We start from the raw sequence: 22,524 nt of genomic DNA, 5'->3' as shown, positions 1-22,524 counted from the left end.
AGTTACTTTATCAATTAACCTTAATTTAGTTATAATTTTATCCCTATATTGTCATTTTGGCATACTTCATGAGATGCCCTTGGCATTGTTATCTTTTAATCAATATATAATGAATTACTATGCAGACACAGGCCGATAATCAGCTGTTTCCATCAGAACAGAATGCCATGGCAAACTTTCCGTTAATTTTTCTGAATATTCACAAATAATCATGTCCAATGCTATACTGTTCTTATCACAGGCGGTTTGGGACCCTTCACGGGCCATTCTGCCTTGCCCTTCTGTCAAGCATGTACCAAGTCTGTGGATATATGAAAGGAGGATCCAAGATGTCAAATACTAACCTGCCACCCGGTTTCAAGGACATGATGGAGTTCGGTCTGGTTGAAGCGCTGCTCGGAAGGCGCTCCCGCCGCTTTTTCCTTGGGGCGGAGATTCCTGACGGAGTATTCGCATACAAGTCCGGCCATAGCGTATTGCCGCTTACTGAACTTGAGAACCTTCTGGTAGTTGGTGCCTGTGCCGGCAATACAAGCTGGCACCACATGATCTGCAGGGCCGACCTGTATGCCCCTCACCTTTCCAATTACGCCGGGGCTGCCGGAGGACGGACCTTCCCGTCAGCAGCAGGTTTCCATACAAGCATGCTGTTCTTTACCGATGACAACGGCGTCTATGTTCTTGATAACCGTGATGCCCCCGCCTTCGCTGAACGCTCCGTTGACGGCCATCTCGAGATCGTGGACTTGATAGATGATGTCAGGAAAAGGATACGGAAGATACAGGATGGCAGGCTTAAGCTTCCTCCTGCGGTCCCCCATATCGAGGCGCACAACACCTGGGTTGTGAACCATCCGGGCACCACCCTGGTGATCCCGGTCGCTGACCTTGCACAGCATATGATCCTAGGGCTTTGCTATATGCTTCAGAACAACTATGTCCTATATGACGATATCAACAGGTGTCCGATCCCCGGCATCGAAAGGTTCGGCAGCATAGTCGACACCGAAAATGTCTGGCCCCTCAGTTTCGTAGAGCAGCTGACCATGGGCGAAGCCGCCGCGGAGCTTTCCACCAGCTGCTTCGCAGGCGCCCTCATGCTTCAGGCCATGGGTCTTGGCGGCTGGATGTTCGACGGCGTGAGCCCCCACAGCCTTCTTGGAGCTAGCGGGGACCCTGATGTCCCTGGCCTTGGATTCAGGTTCGATGTGGATGAGCGCTGGAGCCTTCCGAACGTCACAGGACTTGAAGGGGTGATGGAAGGCTTCTGCCCTCCACACTATCCCGACATGCGTGCCGCCGTAGAGGCAGTCTACAGGCGAAAATTCGGTGAAGGCGGTCCTTTCAGCCCCCTTACCCCGGGTCCGTGGAAGGATTCCGGAAAGGTCAGGTCTTCAGCCCAGAGGCACAGTGAAGCATTCCTGGAGTGTGTTTCTATCCAGGCGCAATATGTATACGACACCTTCGGCAAGTTCCCCGGAACAGTTTCTTCAATCTTTGCAATGCCATACCTTCAGGCACACCATTTGGACACCGGGTTCTATGACACGTTCTACAAGCCCGGTTCATACCTTGATACGCACTCTGCGCATATCGAAAGGTGGCATGGACAGGTTTGACAGGCAGCTTCATCAGTTAACTGCAGCACCCGCCTGTCGCTCCTTCCAGGATGCGATAAGGCAGAAGTACCGCAAACGCGGCCTCCATCATCCGGAGGCCGCTTTTCACATGCAGTACCTCATTATGGCTTCAGCCACTCCGCATTCCGTATTCCTGCCCGTAATATGGTCAGCCTTCAGCTTAAGCTCTTCGCTGGCATTTCCCATTGCTATCCTGAGCCCTGCAGCGCTGAACATGGACAGGTCATTCTCATTGTCCCCTATGGCCATGACCTCAGCCCTTGGTATACCGAGGAGGCTTCCGAGCACTTCGACTGCCTTCCCCTTCGATGAGCCCTTTTTCATCACCTCGAAATTCTGGACATGTGAGCTTACGACTTCAAACCTGCCCGAATCCTGAAGTTCCTTCTTCGCTTTTATTACGGCATCCTTCTTGCATGTATCCCTGTTGAAGCAGATGGCCTTGAATATTCCTTCTTCAGAGAGGTTCAGTATGGTTTCCCTGTCAGCTGATTCATAGATCCTCATCTGCCTGTCTTCTGTCACCCTGCTGTTGATAAGCCTGTATTGGTGGTCCGGTTCCACATATCTGTTGCTTGTCATGAAGTCTGAGCCTTTGAACTGTATGGTAAGGTCATGCTTTTCGACTGTATCAAGTATCTCTTTAATTTCATTTCTTTCCAGCTTCTTCCCGTATCTCATGGTGCCGTTCCTGAAATACGTGCCGTTCGTGCCTATAGGATATACCCTGTCGCTTATGCTTTCAGCGAAATACCTGGTTATGCAGTATGGACGTCCTGAAACCAGCGCGACGCTTATCCCGATATCGAGCGCTGACAGTATGGCATCCTTGTTTCTTCCGGGGATCTCAAACCTGTCATCGAGAAGCGTTCCGTCTAGGTCTATGCAGATCAGCCTTATCATCTCAGTATGATTGCCTCAGGATCTCCTGAAGCTCGTCCTTGCCCCCGAACGGCAGGAATCCCAGCACAGGGGATTCAAGTATAGCGTTGAATTCTTCGAGCTTCACCCCAAGGTCGCTAAGGCTCCTGTTGAGTCCGATTACCTTGAGGAATGTTACAATCTCATCGTGAAGGGCTTCCGCTGCCACTTCATCCGATTCAACAAGATAGCTCCTGTTGAACAGCCTGGACACCTTGGCGAACTTAGCCACGTTGTCCTTCCATGCGTTCTTCACATACGCCGGGAATACGACGGCAAGTGTCTCCCCATGGGATATGTGCGTGACTCCGCCTATTATCTCTCCCAGTGGATGGGGCGCAGCCGCCCCTGCATTTGCAAGGCTGCTTCCTGCCAATGTGTCAGCCATCGACAGCATCTCCCTGTATGATATGTCCTTTCCGTCCTCCAGTGCCTTCGGCAGGTACTCTATCACAAGCTCCATTGCCTTCATCCCCTGAAGCTCCGTAAACAGCGAGGACCTCTTGTTGATGAGGCTTTCAAAGGCATGGGTGAAGGCATCGAATCCTGTTGACGCAGTGATCCTGGGCGGGAGTGTAGCCATAAGCTCAGGGTCTATTATGCACTCCACAGGAAAGTTATCCTGGTGGAATATCGTGTTCTTGTCGGTACCCCTGGAGATAACCGCAGCCTGGGTTACCTGGCTTCCTGTTCCGGATGTGGTCGGTACCGCGAGAAGCGGCAGCGCTGACTGTGATACCTTTCCATAGGTCATGAATGGATTGGTGAATTCAGAGAACATCTTATCCCAGTCTATCTTCTCCACCCCGTAGTTAAGTGCGATGACCTTGGCCGTGTCTATGCTGGATCCTCCGCCTACAGCCAGTATGAAATCAACCTTCTCTGCCATGGCAAGTGACAGCCCTTCTTCGACTATCGCGACCGTTGGATTGGGCATGACCCCGTCATACTGGATCGCCCTTATTCCGCCATTGTTAAGTATTGACCTGACCCTGTCAAACAGCTTGTCAAGAGGTGCCTCGTTGGGAGTCGTGACAAGCAGGCAGCTTGAACCGTAACGTGATGCCACTTCAGCGAGCCTTTCTAGCTCTCCCTTCCCGAAGTGGATGATTGTAGGCTGATGATATCTGAACATTCTGTTCCCTCCTGCAATTTGGTGTTGCTTTGATTTTAAGCAGTACGACTTTTGTCTTCAATACAGGCATCCACTAAAATAATTCACTCATACTTGTGGCAAAACCTTTTCATCAGGCCATCAAAACATCTGGTATCAAACAGCTCCTGCGCATCCATGACTACTTTGTTCCTCATTATTGTGGTAAACTTAGTTACGGGCACAGGTCTGAAATCCCATATCCCCTGCAGTATAATGGAGAAACGTACAAATCCGGCTGGTACCTGACAGGTCCTTGCCGGTAATCAAGATCAAGGCGGGGAATGATATGAGATATCTTATAGACAGTGCAAACATCAGTGAAATTGAATCTGCAATCGGTATGGGTGTAAGCGGCATAACCGCAAATCCCAGCATGTACCTCAAGAACAAGGTTTCACTCCACAGCTTCATAGGCCATTTCAAGGACCTTTCTGACAAGCTGCTTACCGCGGAGGTCATCGGAGAGACCGCCGAGGAGATGCTTAGTCAGGCTGAAGCCCTTGCAGGGATCAGGCCTGACATAATAATAAAGGTCAACTTTTCAAGGGAAGGCATGAGGCTGATGAGGATGCTTAAGGAGAGGAACATAAGGACTGCCGCAACGCTGATCTTCAACCTCAACCAGGCAACACTCGCTATGGAGGCAGGTGCTGACTTCCTTTTCGTGTTCATCGGAAGGAACGACGAGAACGGGCATGACGGAATCAGCGTGCTTCAGGAGATATGCGGCGTCATCAGGCTTAACGGATACCATACCAGAGTTGTTGCCGCATCAATAAAGAATGTCTACCACCTTAGGCAGGCTGCCCTTTCCGGAGCCCATTATGCAGCCATCAACTTCGACACTCTCGAAAAGGCAATATACAGCGACCTTTCAGTCAACGGCGCAAAGGGCTTCGAATCTGACTGGAAGATGCTTTAGGATCAGGAGAAGATATGAACCAGAGGCTTATTGAAATAGCTGAACAGCTTTTAAGCAAAAATGAATACATGACTGTCGATTCCATTGCCGCTGCGGTCGACTGCAGCAACAAGACGGTGAGGAACGACCTGATGGTCCTTGAGGAGTGGCTGAAGGACTTTGACCTGAAGCTGGACAAGAAGGCCGGTGTGGGAATCGCGATACGGGGTGAAGAGTCGGTAAAGCTAAGGGTCATGGAGGACCTTGCGATAAAGTCCCACATGGTGGAAGCCTACTCACCTGAGGACCGTGTCAACTACATGCTCGTCAAGCTTTTCACCTCAGGTTCGAGGTTAAGGATTAAAGACCTTGCCACCACGCTCCATGTCAGCCGGGCTACCGTACACAAGGACCTTTACGACGTGGACGCCTGGCTCAGGAGGAACGGGCTGGAGCTTTACAGGAAGTCCAACTACGGCTTGAGGCTCGTTGCGGCAGAAAAGGACCTGAGGCGTGCCATACTCCTTCTCATATGCTCCAACAAGAGCTACATGGAGCTAAAGGACATCCTTGGCAGCGATGATGTGGAGATGAATATGACATCCCCTCCCCTTAAGATCTTCAAGGAGATCATAGACATCGACTTCCCTTTGCTGAGGGATACGGCTCTGTCAACCGAAAGCCTTATAAGGTACAACATGGCTGATGAGTCGCTGCTTGTCATACTTGTCTACCTTGCGGTCATGCTCAAGAGGATATCGGTCAACCACTACATCACGGTCCAGAAGAGCAACCAGAAAAGGCTGCGGGAGTCATATGAGTATTCCATAGCAAGGGACATATGCTCAAGGCTCATGGATGTCTTCGGAACCCTGATACCTGAGGATGAGGTACTGAACCTCACCATGTACATCAAGTGCTCCAAGACCAACGACTTCGATGCCCTGAGCCGGTATGCGGCAAATAACGGTGACCCTGACATATCTGGTCTCGTGGAGCTGGCAAGGTCACTCATGAGCCGCTGGGAAAGGACGCTCTCCATCAGGGTCTCTGATGACGAGGAGCTCTTCTCATCCCTCATACTCCACCTGAAGCCGGTAATAACACGGATCAGGTTCGGGCTTACAGTTGTAAACCCCATACTTGATGAGATAATGAAGTACTATCCGAACACCTTCAGCGTTGTGAAGAGCTCGATAGGTGCCTTCGAGGAGTACCTGGGTTCAAAGGTCGGAGATGATGAGATCGGATATCTTACCCTTCACCTTGCCTCAGCCATCGAAAGGGCCAAGAGGCCTCTTCGGACCGCCCTCGTATGCCATGGCGGCACCGGGGAGTCAAAGCTCCTTCGGAACAAGCTTACACATGAGTTCAACAAGCTGGACATAGTGGTCTCCAGGTCGTCCACCTTCCTAAGGAAGTCAGACCTGGAAGGCATGGACCTTGTGATCTCCACCGTACCCCTTAAGCTTGAGCTGGACATGGACACCATCAACATCTCACCTCTTCTGAGGAAGCAGGACATACAGAGGCTTGATTCGATAATAAAGAAGATCTACTCAGAAAAGAACACACTGTCGATCAACAAATGACCGGCAGTGTGTTCTTCTCATATTGCCGCTGTGCTTTCAGCAGGTGAAAACCTGCTGGTCACAAAGGCTATTGTCCTGATTATGGTGAGCAGTGCTCCCAGGGAAAAGAGCGCGACCCTTACGTCTCCTGATATCAGCCCTGATGCCGCAACCACAGTACCGTCCAGGATGAACAGGATGGTCGGAAGCTTCATGAACTTCAGCACCCTGTTGATCAGCATGGACATGAGGTCTGTTCCGCCTGTTGCGCAGCCTCTAAGTATCGCGATCCCTATGGCAGTCCCTACCAGAGCTCCTCCTGCAAGAGAAGCGACAAGCAGGCTGTCTGTCACGTGGGTCTGTGGTATCAGCTTCATGATCAGGGGTCCCATGAACGTGATGTACAGTGTCTTGAGTCCGAAGCTCTTCCCCAGGAATATCATCCCAAGGACCAGGAGCGGCCCTGATATGCCAAACTGCACAACCTCCATGGGCAGTCCCGTCAGTGCGTTCACGACGATCGACATGCCCGTTATGCCGCCGGGTGCCAGCATGTGTTCACCGAAGAACAGCCTGACTCCCAGCGCTATCAGGAGGCTTGCAATTGTAATCAGCACATAATCTGTGATTATTTCCTTTTTCATCGTATCTCCCATATCCTTACCTGGCCCGAGGCCATAAGAAACCCTGGACGTGACTACTCCAGTCCGTACCTTGCTGCAGCGGCATCAATCGCCTTCCTGCACTTCTCTACGCCTGCTGTTATTCCATCCTTGTCCCTGAATATCGCTGATGAGAGTATGATGACGTCAGGATTGCATTCTACAAGGAGGTCCATGTTGTCATGCCTGAGTCCGCCGTCTATGGCAAGCTCGCATCTCGGGTTCTTCTCGTCGATCATCTTCCTTGCCCTCTTCACCATATGTGTGACGCTCTTTCTCCAGCCCCAGTTTTCCTGGCCGTCCGTCTCGTCAACACCGTGGGTCACTATGTGGAGCCTGTCAATGTCGTATATCGACTCCTCAACGAATGATAAAGGTGCGTAGCAGCCAACCGTAAGTCCGATCTTCATGCCGAACTCCCTGCAGTAGTTTATGATGTATGCAAGCGGTGCCCCTATGAACTCCTCCGCCGGGATTATGAGCATGTTGCAGCCGACCTTTGCAAGCTTCTCTATGAAGAGCCTGTCTATTTCAGTGGTGTAGATATGGCACTCGATGGGCTTTTCAGTGACAGGTCTTATCCCCTCTATTATCTGATGTCCTCCCATAAGCTGCATGTTCTTGAGGTTGTACATGTCAGCCGCGTCCGAATGTACATAGTCCACTCCCGCATTTACCGCCTCTTCAACAACCGCCGCTATGTGTCCGTAGTTAACGTGTGCAAGTCCTGCCGCTATCTTAATGTGTTTCATGATTCCTCCTGGATACTTTACAGTATTGAAATTCGCTATCTTCTGTTCCTGATCCTGAGAATTGAATTACAGGTCCATGTGTAAATCTTACCGCTTCAAACCGTTGGCAGTCAACGCTCCAGTCACTTACGAAACATGCCTTTTGAATGTGGTAAACATTGAATAATCAGGCTTTGCCACTTTGTTCCTTACACTTTTGTTTCGTATGTTCGGTTGAACCTCTCCGCCTGCTCCTGTAGAATCAGGTTTATTTACTTTGGAGGGATAGACATGTTCAAGTTTCTTAATAAAGGCATACATCTGGTCTCCCCGGCAGACGGCATCCTGGTGGACCTTTCGGATGTCAAGGACCCGGTCTTTTCACAGAAGATGGCAGGTGAGGGTATCGCAATCGATGTCACAGGTGACACCTTTGTCGCTTCTGCAGACGGCTTCCTCAACTTCATCTTCGAGACAAACCACGCCTTCGGCATGCTGCTCGAGAGCGGCATCGAGGTCCTCGTTCATATCGGCCTCGATACCGTGAACCTTAAGGGTGAAGGCTTCGAAAGGCTTGTATCCCCTGACACCCACATCAAGGCAGGAACCCCCGTTATAAGGATAGACAGGGAAAGGCTCCTGTCCCATGGCTGCAGCCTCATAAGCCCTGTCCTTGTTACAAATCACGACTCACTGAAGTCTATAAGGGTTGAACCTTCAGGCACCGCACTGAAGCAGGGTGTAACCCATGTCATCACCTGCAGGCCCTAGCCTGAGCCAAGTCTCAATATGGCTTCGAAATAGATCTCCAGAGCCTTAAAGAAGCTCTGAAGGTCTATTTTTTCGTTAGGCCCGTGTGAATCGGGAACTTCACCCGGGAAGGTGGGCCCGAAACCCACGCAGTTCCTGAGTGCCCTTGAGTAGCTCGCCCCTCCCTTTGTGACCGGCTTTGGCCTTATTCCCGTCACTGACTCATAGGAGTCAAGGAGCTTCGATACCAGTTCGCTTTCCGGTGAATGGTAGAGCCTTCTTCTTATTTTCACTATCTCAAGGTCCAAACCGTCAGCTTCCGCCAGCTCCCTCAGCCTTTCTACCAGCCCCTCTTCATCCACCCCGTTGGGGTACCTTATGTCAAAGCCCGCCTTGAGCTCTCCGTCCTTAAGGTTAAGATGACACAAGGCCATGGACAGCCTTCCTGTCTCTTCATCGGAATGGGCGATTCCTATGCTGTCACCATAAGGCAGGTCAGGGAACCATTTACGGATGAAGGATGAGACCTCTTCGACCACCGGGTCGTAAGGGTACAGCTGCCTTAGTTCCTCCTGCATTGAAAATGCGGCATTTACCGATCTCTGCGGATTCCTTGACTGGACCTTTCCGGTCTCATAAGTCTTCTCTAAAGCTCCTTCTGACTGGATAAAGCCTGCATGTGTGAGGATCGGGTCGGTCATTTCATCTCCCGCTATCTTCACCTTAATCCTGTGGAGCATATTGTCAAAGCTCTCTTCAGAACTGATATCCAGAAGAGCTGAATGTACGCCTGTCTCATGCCTGACCTTCCCCTTCAGCACTCCCCTTATTATTCCCTTTTCGCAGTTCACCACAGGAAAGTCACAGTCGGGTGAAAATGCCGCTGCAGGTTCCTGTTCCTTTGAAAGGTAATGCTCCATGCATTCCCAGGCTGTCTCATCAGCACCTCCGACTATAAGCCTTATCCTCTTCTTAGGATTCCATCCTGACTCCTTAATGAGCTTCATTAAATGCAATACCCCTGCAATGGCAGCCTTGTCGTCATTTATGCCCCTTCCGTACATGAAGCCATCTTTGACCGTGGCAGTGAAAGGATCGGTGTTCCAAAAGCTGATATCGCCTGCAGCAACCACGTCCGCATGGGCCAGTATCCCGACTACCTCATCCCCTTCCCCTATCTCCACATGTAGAGCGTATCCGTCAAGGTCCTTCCATGCCAGGCCGGATCCTTTCGCAAACGAGATTATCTCATCAAACGCCTTCCTTATTCCTTCACCGAAAGGGCTTGATGCCCCTGCTGTCGTTTCATCCCTTACCGACGGCACCGCAACAAGTTTTCCGATGGTCTCCAATATATCCTTCTTCTCTTCCTCGAATTCAGCCTTGAAATAGTCTCTCACAAAATTCCCATTTTCCATTCTCAAGGATGACCTCCTCTCATTCTGTATCAAACTGCAAAAGGATCAGGTGACTCTGCCACCCAATCCCAATGCATCATTTTTCAGTTCATGCTATTTCAAGTACGTCCTTTACCTTTGTGGCAAGTGTCGTTACCCTTGTTCCGTAGATTATCTGGAAGTATACTCCGTTCCTGACTACTCCAAGTGCCTCAAGGCTGTTCTTCCAGTATGCGTCGTCTACCACGAGGTTCGCATCCTTTACTGTCACCCTAAGCCTTGTTGCACAGTTTGACACTTCCACTATGTTCGATGCTCCGCCGAATGCATCAACAATTTCATTGTGGAGGCTTCTCACTGCATCTTTAGTACCGTTCTTTATGTCGTTGTATTCCTTCTTGCTCATGAGCTTGATGTCTTCCTCTGACTCTACTGCCCTTCCTGGTGTCTTAAGGTCGAACTTCAGGATAAGGGTCTTGAAGATGAAGAAGTATAGTGCGAATGTTGCCGGAAGGAGGAACAGAAGCGGCAGAGCGTGCACCTTCTGCGGCTGGAGAAGGTTCGGTATCATGAAGAACAGTGCATTTCCGTTTATCGATATCTGGAACAGCTCCGCTATGACATATGCGAGTCCGCATAGAGGTGCATACACTCCGAAGAACAGTGCAGGTGCTACGAAGAGGAATGTGTACTCAATGGGTTCTGATATTCCGACCATCATGATCGTGATGACAGCTGGAAGCACTATTGAGAGGACCTTCTTCCTGTTTTCCTTCCTTGCCGTGAAGTAGAGCGCCGCTCCTACTCCGGGGAGCCCTGCAAGCTGGAAGAGTACCCTTCCTGTAGTGAAGTTCCTTGTTATGTAGCCTGCTGCCGCAGCTGATCCAGCCTGCCCGTTGATTATGTTCCTTACTCCCTCATAGAGCACTCCATCTATCATCATGGTTCCGCCGACTCTGGTGTACTCTATCGGGAACGCGATGAGATGGTGTATTCCGAATGGAAGCAGCAGCTTGTCAAGTGTTCCGAAGACGAAGGTTCCTATGAGTCCTGACCCTGTTATGAAGTGTGTCAGGTACTGGAGCCCGCCTGCTATTACCGGCCAGATGTAGTAGGTTGCTATTGCAGCTGGTATCGCAAGGAGTGAAAGCATGATTATGACGAACTTGGTTCCTGAGAAGAATGAGAACATCATCGGGAATTCCTTCTCACACCACTTGTTGTTCGCCCACGCGGCTACCATACCGCTTATTATTCCTGAGAAGATTCCCATGTCGAATGTGAATATTCCTGCGAAGGTGGTCCAGAGTGAGTTGAAGTTCATCGCATTCTCCGGAGTGTAGCCTAACGCAATAAGATTCTCAACAGAAGTTGTAGTAGCATTCCAGCCCATGGCTCCGGCATACTTTGAAATTGATGTTATGAGTGCGAAGAACATGAAGAGTCCGCCGAGTGCGCCCCAGCCCTTTTCCTTCTTGGAAAGTGCGAATGCTATGCCTACCGCAAACCAAAGCGGAAGGTATCTCATTATCATGAAGCCTATGCCAGTGACCATTGAGAATACCGTATGGATAATGTTCCCTTCAGGAAGGATGTAGTTGGTGAACGCGCTTCCGATACCTACATAGAATCCTACAATGACAAGCAGGATTATCGGCACCATCATCGCCCCTGAAAATGTCTGAAGTCTGCCCCTTAAAGAATTTTTACCTTTCATCATTTTTCCTCCGTTCCAAACGTTTACAAATTACTTATAATTCAATCCTCGTAACCCATTATATTGACGTTGTACTTCGTTTACAATACAACGGATGTGCACAAAAATTGCCATTTCAAGGTGGTAATCTGCTGAGGTCAGGTCATCCGTATCCATCCTGACCGTGTACCTTTTGGAGGTGCGATTCCATGGATGCAGGAAACACATGTGACCCCTTTCATAATATCCATATAAGCAATTGCAAACAGCCCTTCCCAATCCTGAGAAGAGCTGACTGATTTATGGATCATATTTCAGTTGCTATGTCGCACTCTTGAGTTTCCTGATGGTATCTGTCAGAAGCGCAGTATTGTCATGGAGCTTCAGTATGGTGCTTCCTACGAAGACTCCGTCTGCTCCTGATCCCCTGGCCATTCTGATGTCCTCTTCATCCCTTATGCCCACTCCTACATAGATCTCCCTTTCGATACCTATAGACTTGAGGTGGCTTATGCAGTCCTTGAGCGTTGGATAATTTGGATCGATGTTGTTTGTCATGGGCTTTGCCTGGAGGTACACGAACCCGTTAGAGTTCCTTGCTGCCTCAACCTCATTTTCAGGCATATGGAACTGTACATAGCAGGATATCTTTAGCCCGCTGTCGATCAGCCTCTTCTGCAGTCCCATGTTGTCACCGACATAGATCATGTCTGTAAGGCCATTTTCAAGGCAGAACCTTACAAAGGCTTCCTCCCCTATCTCCTCAACAGTGTTGTCATATGCGAGCACAAGGAGTGGTGTGCCCGGATTCTCATCCTTGATCCTTGCTATCCCTTCCATGTACTTTGAATAGTCACTGCAGTTTTCCAGGGCTGACTTCATTCTCCCAGCAATGAACTCACCTTCAAGGTATGGGTTGCGTGACGGGAAATCTACCTCAATTACATCACAGCCTGCTTCGGTATAGATTCGCGACATCTCTATGCTCTTTTCGATAGTCGGGTATCCGTTGGACAAATAACATATCAGCTTCATCATATACCTGCCTTGTTGCCGTAATATGCCTCAAAGAACAGTTCCCTCATCTGCTCCCTTGTGGGGATGATAGGGTTGGTCTTGGTGCAGCCGTCCGCCAGGGCGCTGTCTATGAGGTATTCGATCTTTTCCTTGAACCTGTATTCATCCCTGATTATCGCATTTAATGATTCAGGTATGTCCATATTTCTGTTAAGGTTCCTTACAACAGCTGAAAGGTCCCCTTCAAGTCCCATTGACCTCACAAGCCTGTCATACTTATCCTTTGCCCATCCTTCACCACTGTTGAAGTCGATGACGTATGGGAGTAGTATGGCGTTAAGGAGCCCGTGGGACTTGCTGAACACGCTTCCTAAGGTATGTGCCATGGAATGCACTATACCAAGGGATACGTTCGTGAACGCCATTCCAGCTGTCATGGAGGCATTCAGCATAACTTCCCTGTTTTCTACGTTGTTAAGGTCCTGCATCACCTTTGGCAGGTATACCGCTATGTCCTTAATGGCAGCTTCAGCCAGGATATCACTGACATAATTAGCCCTTGTTGACACCCATGCCTCAACGGCATGTGTCATCGCATCCATACCGGTCTCGGCAGTTATGCCCTTTGGCATGCTGAGTGTGACCTCAGGGTCAAGTATGGCTATGTCAGGCATCATCTCCATGTTCCCTATCCCGAACTTGGTATGGGTGCCATCCTCGGTTATGACTATTGACCTGCTTACCTCGCTGGCTGTACCGCTGGTTGAAGGTATGCATATGAGCCTTGCCTTCTTCCTGAGCTTCGGAAACTCATTTGGAGGCAGTATGTCTGAAAGCTCCTTGAATCCCTCGTTCTCATAGTAGATCCACATGGCCTTTGCTGCGTCCATGGCTGAGCCGCCTCCCAACCCTACTATGATGTCAGGCTGGAAGCTCTTCATCATGTCCGCACCCTTCATGACAGTGCTGAACAGCGGATCCGGTTCGACTCCTGAGAACACCTCGCTCTCAATTCCTGCGCTTTTAAGGTAGTCCACTACCTTCTGCAGCATTCCGCTTTTCTTCATGCTGGATCCGCCAGTTACTATGACAGCTCTGCTGGCCTTCACTGTCCTCAGATGCTCCAGGCACCCCTGCCCGAACATCAATTCCTGGCCGGCAAGCTTCATCGGTCTCATCATATCATTCACTCTCCTGATTCTTCGCGTCGATTACTTCTTTTGTGAGGTCGTAGGATATCGGGTTCTCGATTTTTCCTCCGACTTTGAGGCTTGAGCCTATTATTGCGGCATCAGCTACCTTCAGCTGCTCCCTTATGTTTGCGGGCTTGACTCCGCTTCCTATGACTACAGGTATCGAGGATATTGCCTTTACCCTCTTTATTATCTCCATTGGTGTTTCCTTGCCTATGTGTGTTCCTGTCACAATTATCGCATCCGCTCCGCAGCTTATGGCTGCGCTTGCTGAATCCTCAATGGATACAGTAGGAAGCACCATGTGGGTGTGCTTTACCTGTATGTCGGCAAATATCATTACATCTTCAGCGTTTATGCTCTTCCTGTAGTTCATCGCTTCCCTGGCACATGGGGTTATTATCCCGCCATAGAACTCGACTGTGTCCACGAACACAGGTATCCTTACAAAATCCGCTCCTATTGCCTTGGCTATTGAAAGCGAGGTCTTGTAGTCATTCATTGCAGCATCAATACCTATGGGAAGGCTTACCCTGTCCCTTATCCTCGTGCTTATTGCAGCCAGGGCTATCGCCTGGGCAGTATCAAGTTCTATACCGAACGGGTCGTCACCCATGTTCTCGACGATAATTGCGTCAACTCCGGCTTTCTCAAGGGTGACCGCATCGTTTATCGCCTGCTCGAATATCTCTTCCATGTTGTCTTTGAACTTCATAGTTCCAGGAAGCGGAAGGCAATGTACCATTCCTATTACAGGTTTCTTTGAAAAATCCAGCTTAGCCAATCCCGTTTCCTCCCTTGTGGTAGATCTCTATTCCATCCAGCACTATCTTGCAGAGGTCCTCTTCCGATTTGGTCCTCGCTTCCCCCTGCAGTACTTCCTTCAGGTTCTTGAGCACAGTAGTCATTGTCACGCTGCAGACCTTGATGTCCATCAGGCTTCCAAGTACGAGCATGCAGCTTGTCTCCATGTCAACACCCGATATGTTGTACCTTGAGATGTCATCGAAGGTCTTGAGGATGTCCGTATCCATCTTCTTCGAAAGCCGTGATTCCCTCATCTGGCTGTAGAAGCCGTCCATGGTGCAGGTTATCCCGTTAATATATTCCCTGCCGTTCATGGTAACCGACCTGTTCATGCAGTTCACAAGGTCAATGTTCGCAACCGCAGGGAAGCTTTTCGGCACATAGGTGTCGCTTGTGGATTCCATCCTCATTGACCCGTTAGGTATCAGAAGCTTTCCAAGCATGCCGTCCTTCAGTCCCATTACTGTTCCCATCCTTATGGCGACCTCCATGCCGCAGTCATAGAGCTCTTCCATGGCTATGGCCGCTGATGGCGCTCCTATGCCTGTAGAGGATATTGTCACTGGTATTCCATGGTATGTTCCAGTGTATGTATTGAATTCCCTGTTGAAGGCTATATGTTTAGGATCATCCAGTAGCTTCTGAAGCATCTCGACTCTCCACGGGTCCCCTGAGAATATCACGTATTTTGAGATTGTTTCCTTGTCTGCCTTTAGATATAGTGTTGACATAAATTCTCCTTTCAATCAAAAGTCATAGGTTTCTTTTGTATTCTTCAAGCCTCTGGTTGAATCTTGCAAGGTCCGGCGCATTTGTCGTGCATCCCACAGCCTCGATTATGAATGATGCCATTACGCTGCCCATCTGGCATGAGGCTTCAGTACCATACCCTTTGAGATACCCGTACAGGAAGCCTGCGATGTATGAATCCCCCGCTCCGGTAGCATCCACAAAGTTCTTTGCAGGGCATACCTTTATGTTCTTGTGGATTATGCCGCCTTCCGTCTTCTCGAAGAACTCGCTTCCTTGTTCTCCAAGGGTGGTAACAATCAGCTCAGCCTTACCCATTTTGAACAGCTCTGTTATTTCACTTATTCCCAAAAGAGAGTTGATCTCTTCCCTCTCATTCTCGTTGGAGAAGATGATCTTGCTGCTTAGGAGTATCTCCTTTAGGAAGCTTACAGGGAACGCATCATAGTCAAGCTTTGTACCGAAGACTATGGGTATGTCGTACTTCTGGCATTTGGAGTAGAACTCCCTGTTGTCGTTATATGAGCCGACTGTGATGAGGGCTAGCCTTGTATCCTCAAAGTACTCGTCAGGAAGCTCAGAAGCATATTTTGCATCCATGGCACCGGGATAGAATATGGTGACATGGTTGTTGTCCCTGTCCGATACTATGTAGCAGTTGGAGGATGATTCGTTCTCTATAGTCTTCAGGCCGTTTAAAGGCACGTTCGCGTCCTTAAGGTACTTAAGGAATCCTAAGGTGTCGTTGTCCTCTCCTACCCTGAGGATAGGCAGAGGCTTCATCCCGAGCTTTGCCATTATGTATGATACGTTTATGGGGCATCCGCCGTAATAGGGCCTAGTGTTGTCCGAGTTCAGTATGATCGAGGTACGTCCTACCTTGAGCGGAGAATCAACCTTCACTATCCTGTCGATGCTCATGTACCCGCTTGTCACCACATCATACATGTCAAAGCTCCCCTTTTCCAAGAAGGTCGTAGAGTTCCTCCGAGGTTACCACCTTGCCGAAGTACTTCCTGATGTCCGTAAGATGGACCTGGTTCACCACCTCGTCATTTGTTGCAACGCAGTCGGATACCACATACGCATTGTAGTCGTTGTAGTAGGCGTCTGTAACTGTCGCCCTTATGCAGCAGTTTGTCTTTGTACCAACCACTATGACATTCTCTATCTTGTTTTCCCTGAGTACCAGGTCAAGGTCAGTTCCGAAGAATCCGCTGTATCTTCTCTTCCTTATGACATAATCCTTCTTCTCATCCACCTCAAGCATGCTGTCTATCTCATCTCCGCCTGAGCCTTCTATGCAATTGGGTCTCATGTTGATGAGGTTCTTGTCGAACTTGTCCTTCCTGTAGCTGTGCCTGAAGAATATTACCAGGACATCGTGTTTCCTGCATTCCTCAAGTACTTCCTTTATCTTGGGCAGGACTTCCCTGTTCTGCGGATAGAATACAAGTCCCTCAGGGTCTGTAAAGTCCTTTACCATGTCTACTATAAGCAGCGCTGTATTACGCATTTCTGAACCCCCTCAGTCTGGTCTTCTTGGATTCCATTGATGAAACGAAGAGGAGCACCAGTACTATCATTATGTATGGTATCATGTCAAACAGGCCTGATATTGGTCCTGCATACAATCCAAGGTTGATCGCCAGTGACCTCGCAAGTCCGAACAGTATGGCGTATATGGATGACTTGACAGGGTGTGCCTTCCCGCAGTATATGGCTGCAATGGCTATGAAGCCTCTTCCTGCCACCATGTTGTCAGTGTAGAGGGCCATCCTCTCTGCTGAGAGGTTGATCCCGGCAAGTGCGCAAAGTACTGCACCAATCAGTATCGATGAATACTTCAGCATATCGCTCTTGAGTCCGACTGACTTTGCAGCCTCCTCATTCTCTCCAACAACCCTAAGATGTATCCCGAACCTGGTCTTGTACAGTACCACATAGACCACTGCTATCAGAAGGAATGCAACATAGGTTATTATCGTGTGATTGCTGAGGATACTTGAAAGTATCGGTATCCCGTCAACTACCGGTATGGCTACCTTCATGTCATTCACGTTTATGATCTGGCTCAGGTTTATGTTCGATAGCTTCATGAACTTTAGTGTGAATGTGCCTATCGCCGCTACAAGGATATTGAGCCCGAAGCCTGTTATTATGAAGTTGCTCTTGAGGGTTATGCTGAATAGAGAGAATATCAAACCGACTATCAGCGTGCAGGCTACCGCAATTATCATGCCTAGGTAGAAGTTCCCGAACAGAAGTATTGAAAGGGAACTGGAGAATGCTCCCATGACTATCATGCCTTCAAGTCCTATGTTAAGGACATTCGCCTTGTACGCGAACAGTCCGCCCAGTACTGCGAGTATTATGGGAGTGCTGTGATAAATCGTGTCATACAGTATGTTTCCTAAAAGGTTCATGCCTTCCCACCCTCCTTTACAGCTTCTGACTTTATCTTTCCTGCTATCTTAAGCCTTTCGAATATGAACTTAGCTGAGAGGAACAGTATGAGTATTCCCTGTATTATCGCCACTATGTCCTTAGGGACATTGGTATAGATCCCGATGTATTCGCTTCCTGTCTTGAGGGCAGCATAGAATACCGATGCTATAAGCACACCAACAGGATTATGGCTGCCGAGGAGCGCTATGAGCATTCCATCCCATCCGAGTCCCGGATTTCCTGAGAAGTCCAGGGTGAACCTGTACTTTTCACTCATGAGGTAGCCAGCACCTGCAAGTCCGCTGAGTGCTCCGCTTATGAGCATGATCCTTATGATGTTGGTGCTTACCTTCATTCCCATTGCTTCTGCAAACTCCGGATTCTTTCCTATGGCTGTGATCTCATAACCGAGCTTGGTCTTCTTGAATACCACATAGAGGATCACGAACACTGTTATGGAGATGAAGAAGAACATGGTTAGATTCGAGCCGAACATCTTGTTGAACATGGCCGTGTCGCTTATGGCGTAGGTAGCCACATATCCTGAAGCTGGGTCCCTGAATACTCCCTGGGACAGGTATTTGACCAGTACCACAACAGCATAGTTCAGCATTAGGGTTACTACCATCTCATCAACCTTGAAGTATGCCTTGAGGATGGCTGGCACCAGGGCATAGATCATGCCTGTCACCATTCCTACGATAAGGCATATGGTCACATGGACTATCGGAGAAAGCCCTGTAAGGGAGAAGCCTGCAACTCCTGTGAAGAATCCGCCAAGCACAGCACCGCCTTCAACTCCCATGTTGAAGATATTAGCCTTGAAGGTTATGGCTATGGCAAGGCCTGTAAGTATGAGTGGCGATGCCAGATGAAGGGTCTTTAATATTCCCTCCGGGTCGAAAAGTGATTTCTCTATCATTATCCTGTAGGTCGTTATCGGGTCTTCGCCTATTGCAAGTATGAGCACTGCTCCGAGCAGGAAGGCTGACAGCACCGGAATGAGGATTCCAAGCAATGACCTCATCATCTTTTCAGTTTTCATCCTTGTCCTCCAATACATCTGCAACATTCCTGGTTATTCCTGCCATGAGCAGCCCTAGCTCTGTTGCTGTCGTCTTATTCGCATCGACCACTCCTATGATGTGGCCCTTGTACATTACGGCTATCCTGTCACTCAGGTTCATGATCTCAGACAGCTCGCTTGATATGAGGAGTATTCCCTTATTCCTTTGCCTCAGCTCAAGTATCTTGCTGTGTATGAACTCTATGGAGCCGATGTCAACGCCCCTTGTTGGCTGTGAAGCTATCAGAAGGCTGGGGTTCGATTCGAACTCCCTGGCTATTATTATCTTCTGTGCATTGCCTCCAGACAGTGATGAGACGTTGGCGGTCCTTTCAGAGATCCTTATGTCGTACTTGTCGATGAGGCTGGTCGATATCTTCTCTATTTCCTTGAACTTAAGGAATCCCCTGTTTGAGTATTCCGTATTGTCATGGTGTCCAGCTATGAAGTTGTCATCAAGGGTCATGTCCACGCACAGACCCTGTGCATACCTGTCCTCTGGTATTATGCCTATTCCTGACTTCCTTATTTCTTTTGGCCAAAGGTTGGTTACCTCGTGTCCGTCCAGGAAGATCTGACCTTCTGTTGATTCCATGAGTCCTGTAATGACCTTCACGAGCTCGCTCTGGCCGTTCCCTTCTACTCCAGCTATACCGAGTATCTCTCCTTCGTGGATCTTCAGGCTGATATTCTGAAGGCACTTCTTTCCCGGTTGGGATTCTGTGCCGATGTTTCTAAGTTCATAGATGACTTTGGCTTTACCTGATGCATTCCTGTTAAGGTTCACGTTCTCCACTACCTGCCTTCCGACCATCATGGTTGCTATCTCATATGCATTGGTGTCCTTTGTCTCCTTGGCCCCGATTATCTTTCCCTGCTTTATCACTATTACGCTGTCGCTTACTTCCATAACCTCACGCAGCTTGTGCGTTATGAGGATTATTGTCTTGCCCTGCTTCTTGAGCTCCCTGAAGCTCTCCAGAAGTTCATCAACCTCCTGTGGTGTAAGTACCGCAGTCGGTTCGTCAAATATGAGGATGTCTACATTCCTGTAGAGCATCTTGAGTATCTCTATCCTCTGCTTTGCTCCTATTGAGATGTTCTCTACCTTGTCTTCAGGATTGAGGTCGAACTTGTAGTAGTCGATTATCTTCCTTACCTCTTCCTTTTCCTTTGCATTGTCCACGAACAGGCTTTTCAGCTTCTTGCCGCCGAATGATACATCCTTTGTGATTTCCGTACCCAGCATTATGTTCTCATATACGGTAAGGCTGGGCACCAGCTTGAAATGCTGGTGCACCATTCCTATCCCGTTTGCTATTGCATCGACTGGAGACTTTAGCTGTACTTCTTTATCATCGATAAGGATCTTACCGCTTGTTGGCTGCAGCAGACCGTAGAGCATGTTCATTAAGGTCGTCTTTCCTGCTCCGTTTTCTCCGACGATCGCAGTTATTTCACCCTTCCTGATTCCAATGCTTATATTATCATTTGCCGTGAATTCTCCGAACTTCTTAACCAGGTTTACGGTTTCGATCTTGTACATACTATCTCCTTCTTCAGCCTTTAGTCGTTTGGCATCATGACATTCGTAAGCTTAGCCTTGTCGAATGATTCTCCTGCCTGTGCGTTTGTAACCTTTATTGTTCCTGCCGCTATCTTAGCTGCAACATCTGTGATCTCTTTCTTTATCTCTTCCCACTTTGCCTTGCCTGATGCCTGTACTGCTGCTTCTATTGTTGCAAGGTCTGTTATTCCTGTAGCCTTTGAGCCAAGGTCATAGGATATTACCTTTCCAGTGACGTCTGCCATCTTGCCGGTCTTGTACTTCTCTGAGATCGTGTATACAGGTACTTCTGTGTTCTTGAGTACGCTTGTAAGTATGTAACCAGGCAGGTTCGCATCCTTGTTCGCATCTACTTCTATGGCAAGCTTCTTGACTTCCTTGGCCTTGGATGTGACTCCGTCGCCTACCGCTCCTGCTACCGAGTATATTATGTTCACCCCGTCCGAGTAGTATGTGTTAGCCTTGGTCGCTCCTGCTGCTGAATCACTGAAACCTACGTTGTAGTCGCTTATGTAGGAGTACTTTACTCCAAGCTTTGCAGCCTCATAATTTGCGCCTTCTGCATATCCGTATCCGAATACTGTTATGCCATTGGACTTTGTTCCACCGAAGAATCCAAGCTTTCTTCCTTCATCTCCTGAAGTGAAGCTGTACTTGGTTGAGTCAAACAGTGTTGCAGCATTCTCATTGACGAGGACGCTCAAAGCTCCTGCAAGGAATGATGACTGGTGTACGTCGAAGAGTACTGATATGACATTCTTGTGCTTAACGCTTCCGTCTGCCTTGACATTAGGATTGTCGTTGAAGATTACGAATGTGGTATCCGGATACTGCTCTGCTATTGGCTTTCCGCCTCCGACTCCATTGATAAGTGCATCGAAGTTGTACTCAAGTGAGAATATGAGCTTGTAGCCAGCCTTTGCAAGCTCTGCAAGGCTTCCTGGTACATCTGAGCTTTCTACCACCCTGTATTCAAGTCCAAGGTCTTTCTTTACCTTCTCCAGTCCCTTGATTGCTGATGCATTGTAGCCATTGTCATTCGGGCCTGCTGCAGATGTTATGAGTGCTACTCCCATATCCTTGGTCTCTGGAGCCTTGGTTCCGCATGCGACAAACGATACCATCATGAGAAGCATTACTGATACAGCGACGAGTTTCCTTGTTAGTCCGGTTTTCTTCAATTTTCTTTCCCCCATCTTATTATTTTGTCTGATTGATATAGAATTTGAACCGATCCGACCTGTAGTAGCTCTTGAATGTCTCGATTGGAATCTCTCTTCCGTTTACTATCCCCAGTGTTATTGCCCTGAAGAGAATCACTGGCTCTTTCTGGTCTAGTTCCAAAAGCTCTGCAACCTCATCGGTGACCAGCACAGCCTCAAGTGTCCTTGTAGCGGAGGTTATCTTTACGTTGTATTTGCTTTCCAGGATGTTATAGATTGATTCCTTAGAAAAATCATATTCCTCGATTCCCGGAAATATCTTTATAGGCAGGTATGCGATCGTGTAGTTAACCGGCATTCCGTCAGCATAATACACTCTCTTCAGCATCAGTACCTTATCGCCAGCTACAAGATGAAGCCTTTTCTGCCTTCTCTTGTCAGCCTCGATGACTTCCTGGCTAATAAGCTTCCTTGTAGGTACCATTCCCATCTTCACGATATCTTCTGTACAGCTCATTATTGAGATCAGGTCATGCTTAGCTTCCTCTTCACGTATGAAAGTACCCTTGCCCTGGACCCTGAACAGATACCCTTCGCCAACCAGGTCATCAACCGCACGCTTCGCGGTTATCCTGCTTACGTTGAACATCTTCATCAGTTCCCGCTCACTGGGTATCATCCCGCTGTCGCTGAAAGCCTCACTGTTGATCATCTCAATCAGCTTTTTCTTAACCACAAAATACTTGGGAGCCATTTCATATTCTCTTTCCATTTTTAACACCTCCTATCAATATGTCGTTATGTTGATATATCCACTTATGATAATAAAGAAGTCGTTTCCATAAGTCAAGAGAAATTGCTTATTGTTTTAGCCTGCTTGAAGCTTGTGGATATTGACAGCAGATGGTAAAATATAAAGAGAATCTATGTATTCTTGATATTTTAGTGCTGTAAACTAACAATACGATCGGAACATGATTTAAGTAGATGTATATAACTACTTTCTGAAGGCGCAAATGATGTATGTGCCTTCTAATTGTATAAGGAACTATTGATGAAAGAAGGTAACCCTATGTGTCAGAATAGTT

General features: G+C 48.5%; 21 protein-coding genes. 4 read left to right on the top strand and 17 right to left on the bottom strand.

The annotated features are described in order from the left end of the window. Positions 1-329 precede the first annotated feature (329 nt). On the top strand, positions 330-1,619 hold the full coding sequence (locus tag T472_RS15970; RefSeq protein WP_023388490.1) for a hypothetical protein: 1,290 nt from the start codon (positions 330-332) through the stop codon (positions 1,617-1,619). Between the two features lie 105 nt (positions 1,620-1,724). Here the strand turns inward: T472_RS15970 and T472_RS15965 are convergent, their stop codons facing one another. After that, positions 1,725-2,543 carry a Cof-type HAD-IIB family hydrolase gene (locus T472_RS15965; RefSeq protein ID WP_023388489.1) on the bottom strand — a complete coding sequence of 273 codons (819 nt, stop codon included), beginning with the start codon at positions 2,541-2,543 and terminating at the stop codon, positions 1,725-1,727. A gap of 1 nt (position 2,544) precedes the next feature. Next, positions 2,545-3,696 (bottom strand): iron-containing alcohol dehydrogenase, encoded by a 1,152-nt coding sequence (locus T472_RS15960; RefSeq protein WP_023388488.1) that lies wholly within the window; start codon positions 3,694-3,696, stop codon positions 2,545-2,547. Between the two features lie 307 nt (positions 3,697-4,003). On the opposite strand from T472_RS15960, the gene T472_RS15955 reads away from it, so the two are divergent. Together T472_RS15955 and T472_RS15950 are read left to right on the top strand one after the other, a co-directional pair. Continuing rightward, positions 4,004-4,639: a transaldolase family protein gene (locus tag T472_RS15955; RefSeq protein ID WP_040907948.1), complete on the top strand. Its 636-nt coding sequence runs from the start codon at positions 4,004-4,006 to the stop codon at positions 4,637-4,639. Positions 4,640-4,653: 14 nt separating this feature from the next. After that, the gene (locus T472_RS15950; protein ID WP_023388486.1) at positions 4,654-6,210 is read left to right on the top strand and encodes a BglG family transcription antiterminator; all 1,557 of its coding nucleotides are present in this window, start codon (positions 4,654-4,656) and stop codon (positions 6,208-6,210) included. Between the two features lie 17 nt (positions 6,211-6,227). On the opposite strand, the gene T472_RS15945 is transcribed toward T472_RS15950, so the two are convergent. Next, a complete protein-coding gene (locus tag T472_RS15945; RefSeq protein ID WP_023388485.1) occupies positions 6,228-6,833 on the bottom strand; it encodes a YitT family protein in 606 nt (201 codons plus the stop codon). A 53-nt stretch (positions 6,834-6,886) separates the two neighbouring features. After that, positions 6,887-7,603 carry a ribulose-phosphate 3-epimerase gene (locus T472_RS15940; protein WP_023388484.1) on the bottom strand — a complete coding sequence of 239 codons (717 nt, stop codon included), beginning with the start codon at positions 7,601-7,603 and terminating at the stop codon, positions 6,887-6,889. Positions 7,604-7,873: 270 nt separating this feature from the next. On the opposite strand from T472_RS15940, the gene T472_RS15935 reads away from it, so the two are divergent. Continuing rightward, a complete protein-coding gene (locus tag T472_RS15935) occupies positions 7,874-8,353 on the top strand; it encodes a PTS sugar transporter subunit IIA (RefSeq protein ID WP_023388483.1) in 480 nt (159 codons plus the stop codon). Here the strand turns inward: T472_RS15935 and T472_RS15930 are convergent. The 13 genes from T472_RS15930 to T472_RS15870 form a co-directional block, all read right to left on the bottom strand. Continuing rightward, complete coding sequence (locus T472_RS15930; protein WP_152975190.1) at positions 8,350-9,750, bottom strand: Sapep family Mn(2+)-dependent dipeptidase; 1,401 nt, start codon at positions 9,748-9,750, stop codon at positions 8,350-8,352. The genes T472_RS15935 and T472_RS15930 overlap by 4 nt on opposite strands. An 88-nt stretch (positions 9,751-9,838) precedes the next feature. Further along, on the bottom strand, positions 9,839-11,446 hold the full coding sequence (locus T472_RS15925; protein WP_023388481.1) for a PTS transporter subunit EIIC: 1,608 nt from the start codon (positions 11,444-11,446) through the stop codon (positions 9,839-9,841). Positions 11,447-11,746: 300 nt separating this feature from the next. Further along, the gene (locus tag T472_RS15920; protein ID WP_023388480.1) at positions 11,747-12,460 is read right to left on the bottom strand and encodes a tryptophan synthase subunit alpha; all 714 of its coding nucleotides are present in this window, start codon (positions 12,458-12,460) and stop codon (positions 11,747-11,749) included. Beyond that, on the bottom strand, positions 12,460-13,623 hold the full coding sequence (locus T472_RS15915) for an iron-containing alcohol dehydrogenase (protein WP_023388479.1): 1,164 nt from the start codon (positions 13,621-13,623) through the stop codon (positions 12,460-12,462). Before T472_RS15915 ends, T472_RS15920 begins: the two co-directional genes overlap by 1 nt. A gap of 1 nt (position 13,624) precedes the next feature. Beyond that, complete coding sequence (locus T472_RS15910; RefSeq protein WP_023388478.1) at positions 13,625-14,419, bottom strand: BtpA/SgcQ family protein; 795 nt, start codon at positions 14,417-14,419, stop codon at positions 13,625-13,627. Next, positions 14,412-15,173, bottom strand: a complete 762-nt coding sequence (locus T472_RS15905) for a nucleoside phosphorylase (RefSeq protein WP_023388477.1) — start codon at positions 15,171-15,173, stop codon at positions 14,412-14,414. The genes T472_RS15910 and T472_RS15905 overlap by 8 nt, the downstream gene beginning before the upstream one ends. Positions 15,174-15,195: 22 nt before the next feature. Next, positions 15,196-16,161: a carbohydrate kinase family protein gene (locus tag T472_RS15900; protein ID WP_341372056.1), complete on the bottom strand. Its 966-nt coding sequence runs from the start codon at positions 16,159-16,161 to the stop codon at positions 15,196-15,198. After that, a complete protein-coding gene (locus T472_RS15895; RefSeq protein ID WP_023388475.1) occupies positions 16,142-16,708 on the bottom strand; it encodes a cysteine hydrolase family protein in 567 nt (188 codons plus the stop codon). Before T472_RS15895 ends, T472_RS15900 begins: the two co-directional genes overlap by 20 nt. After that, entirely contained in the window at positions 16,701-17,618 is a 918-nt protein-coding gene (locus T472_RS15890; protein WP_023388474.1) for an ABC transporter permease, read from the bottom strand. The genes T472_RS15895 and T472_RS15890 overlap by 8 nt, the downstream gene beginning before the upstream one ends. After that, positions 17,615-18,685, bottom strand: coding sequence for an ABC transporter permease (locus tag T472_RS15885; protein ID WP_023388473.1), 1,071 nt, complete (start codon positions 18,683-18,685; stop codon positions 17,615-17,617). Before T472_RS15885 ends, T472_RS15890 begins: the two co-directional genes overlap by 4 nt. Continuing rightward, positions 18,675-20,252, bottom strand: a complete 1,578-nt coding sequence (locus tag T472_RS15880) for an ABC transporter ATP-binding protein (RefSeq protein WP_023388472.1) — start codon at positions 20,250-20,252, stop codon at positions 18,675-18,677. Before T472_RS15880 ends, T472_RS15885 begins: the two co-directional genes overlap by 11 nt. 20 nt (positions 20,253-20,272) lie before the next feature. Further along, positions 20,273-21,454, bottom strand: a complete 1,182-nt coding sequence (locus tag T472_RS15875) for a BMP family lipoprotein (protein ID WP_023388471.1) — start codon at positions 21,452-21,454, stop codon at positions 20,273-20,275. A gap of 19 nt (positions 21,455-21,473) precedes the next feature. After that, a complete protein-coding gene (locus T472_RS15870; protein ID WP_023388470.1) occupies positions 21,474-22,208 on the bottom strand; it encodes a GntR family transcriptional regulator in 735 nt (244 codons plus the stop codon). Between the last annotated feature and the right edge of the window lie 316 nt (positions 22,209-22,524).

Origin of the sequence: Youngiibacter fragilis 232.1, assembly GCF_000495435.3 — a bacterium.
In the GTDB taxonomy this organism is placed as follows: Bacteria; Bacillota; Clostridia; order Clostridiales; family Clostridiaceae; genus Youngiibacter; species Youngiibacter fragilis.
This window is presented reverse-complemented; position numbering and strand designations above follow the sequence as displayed.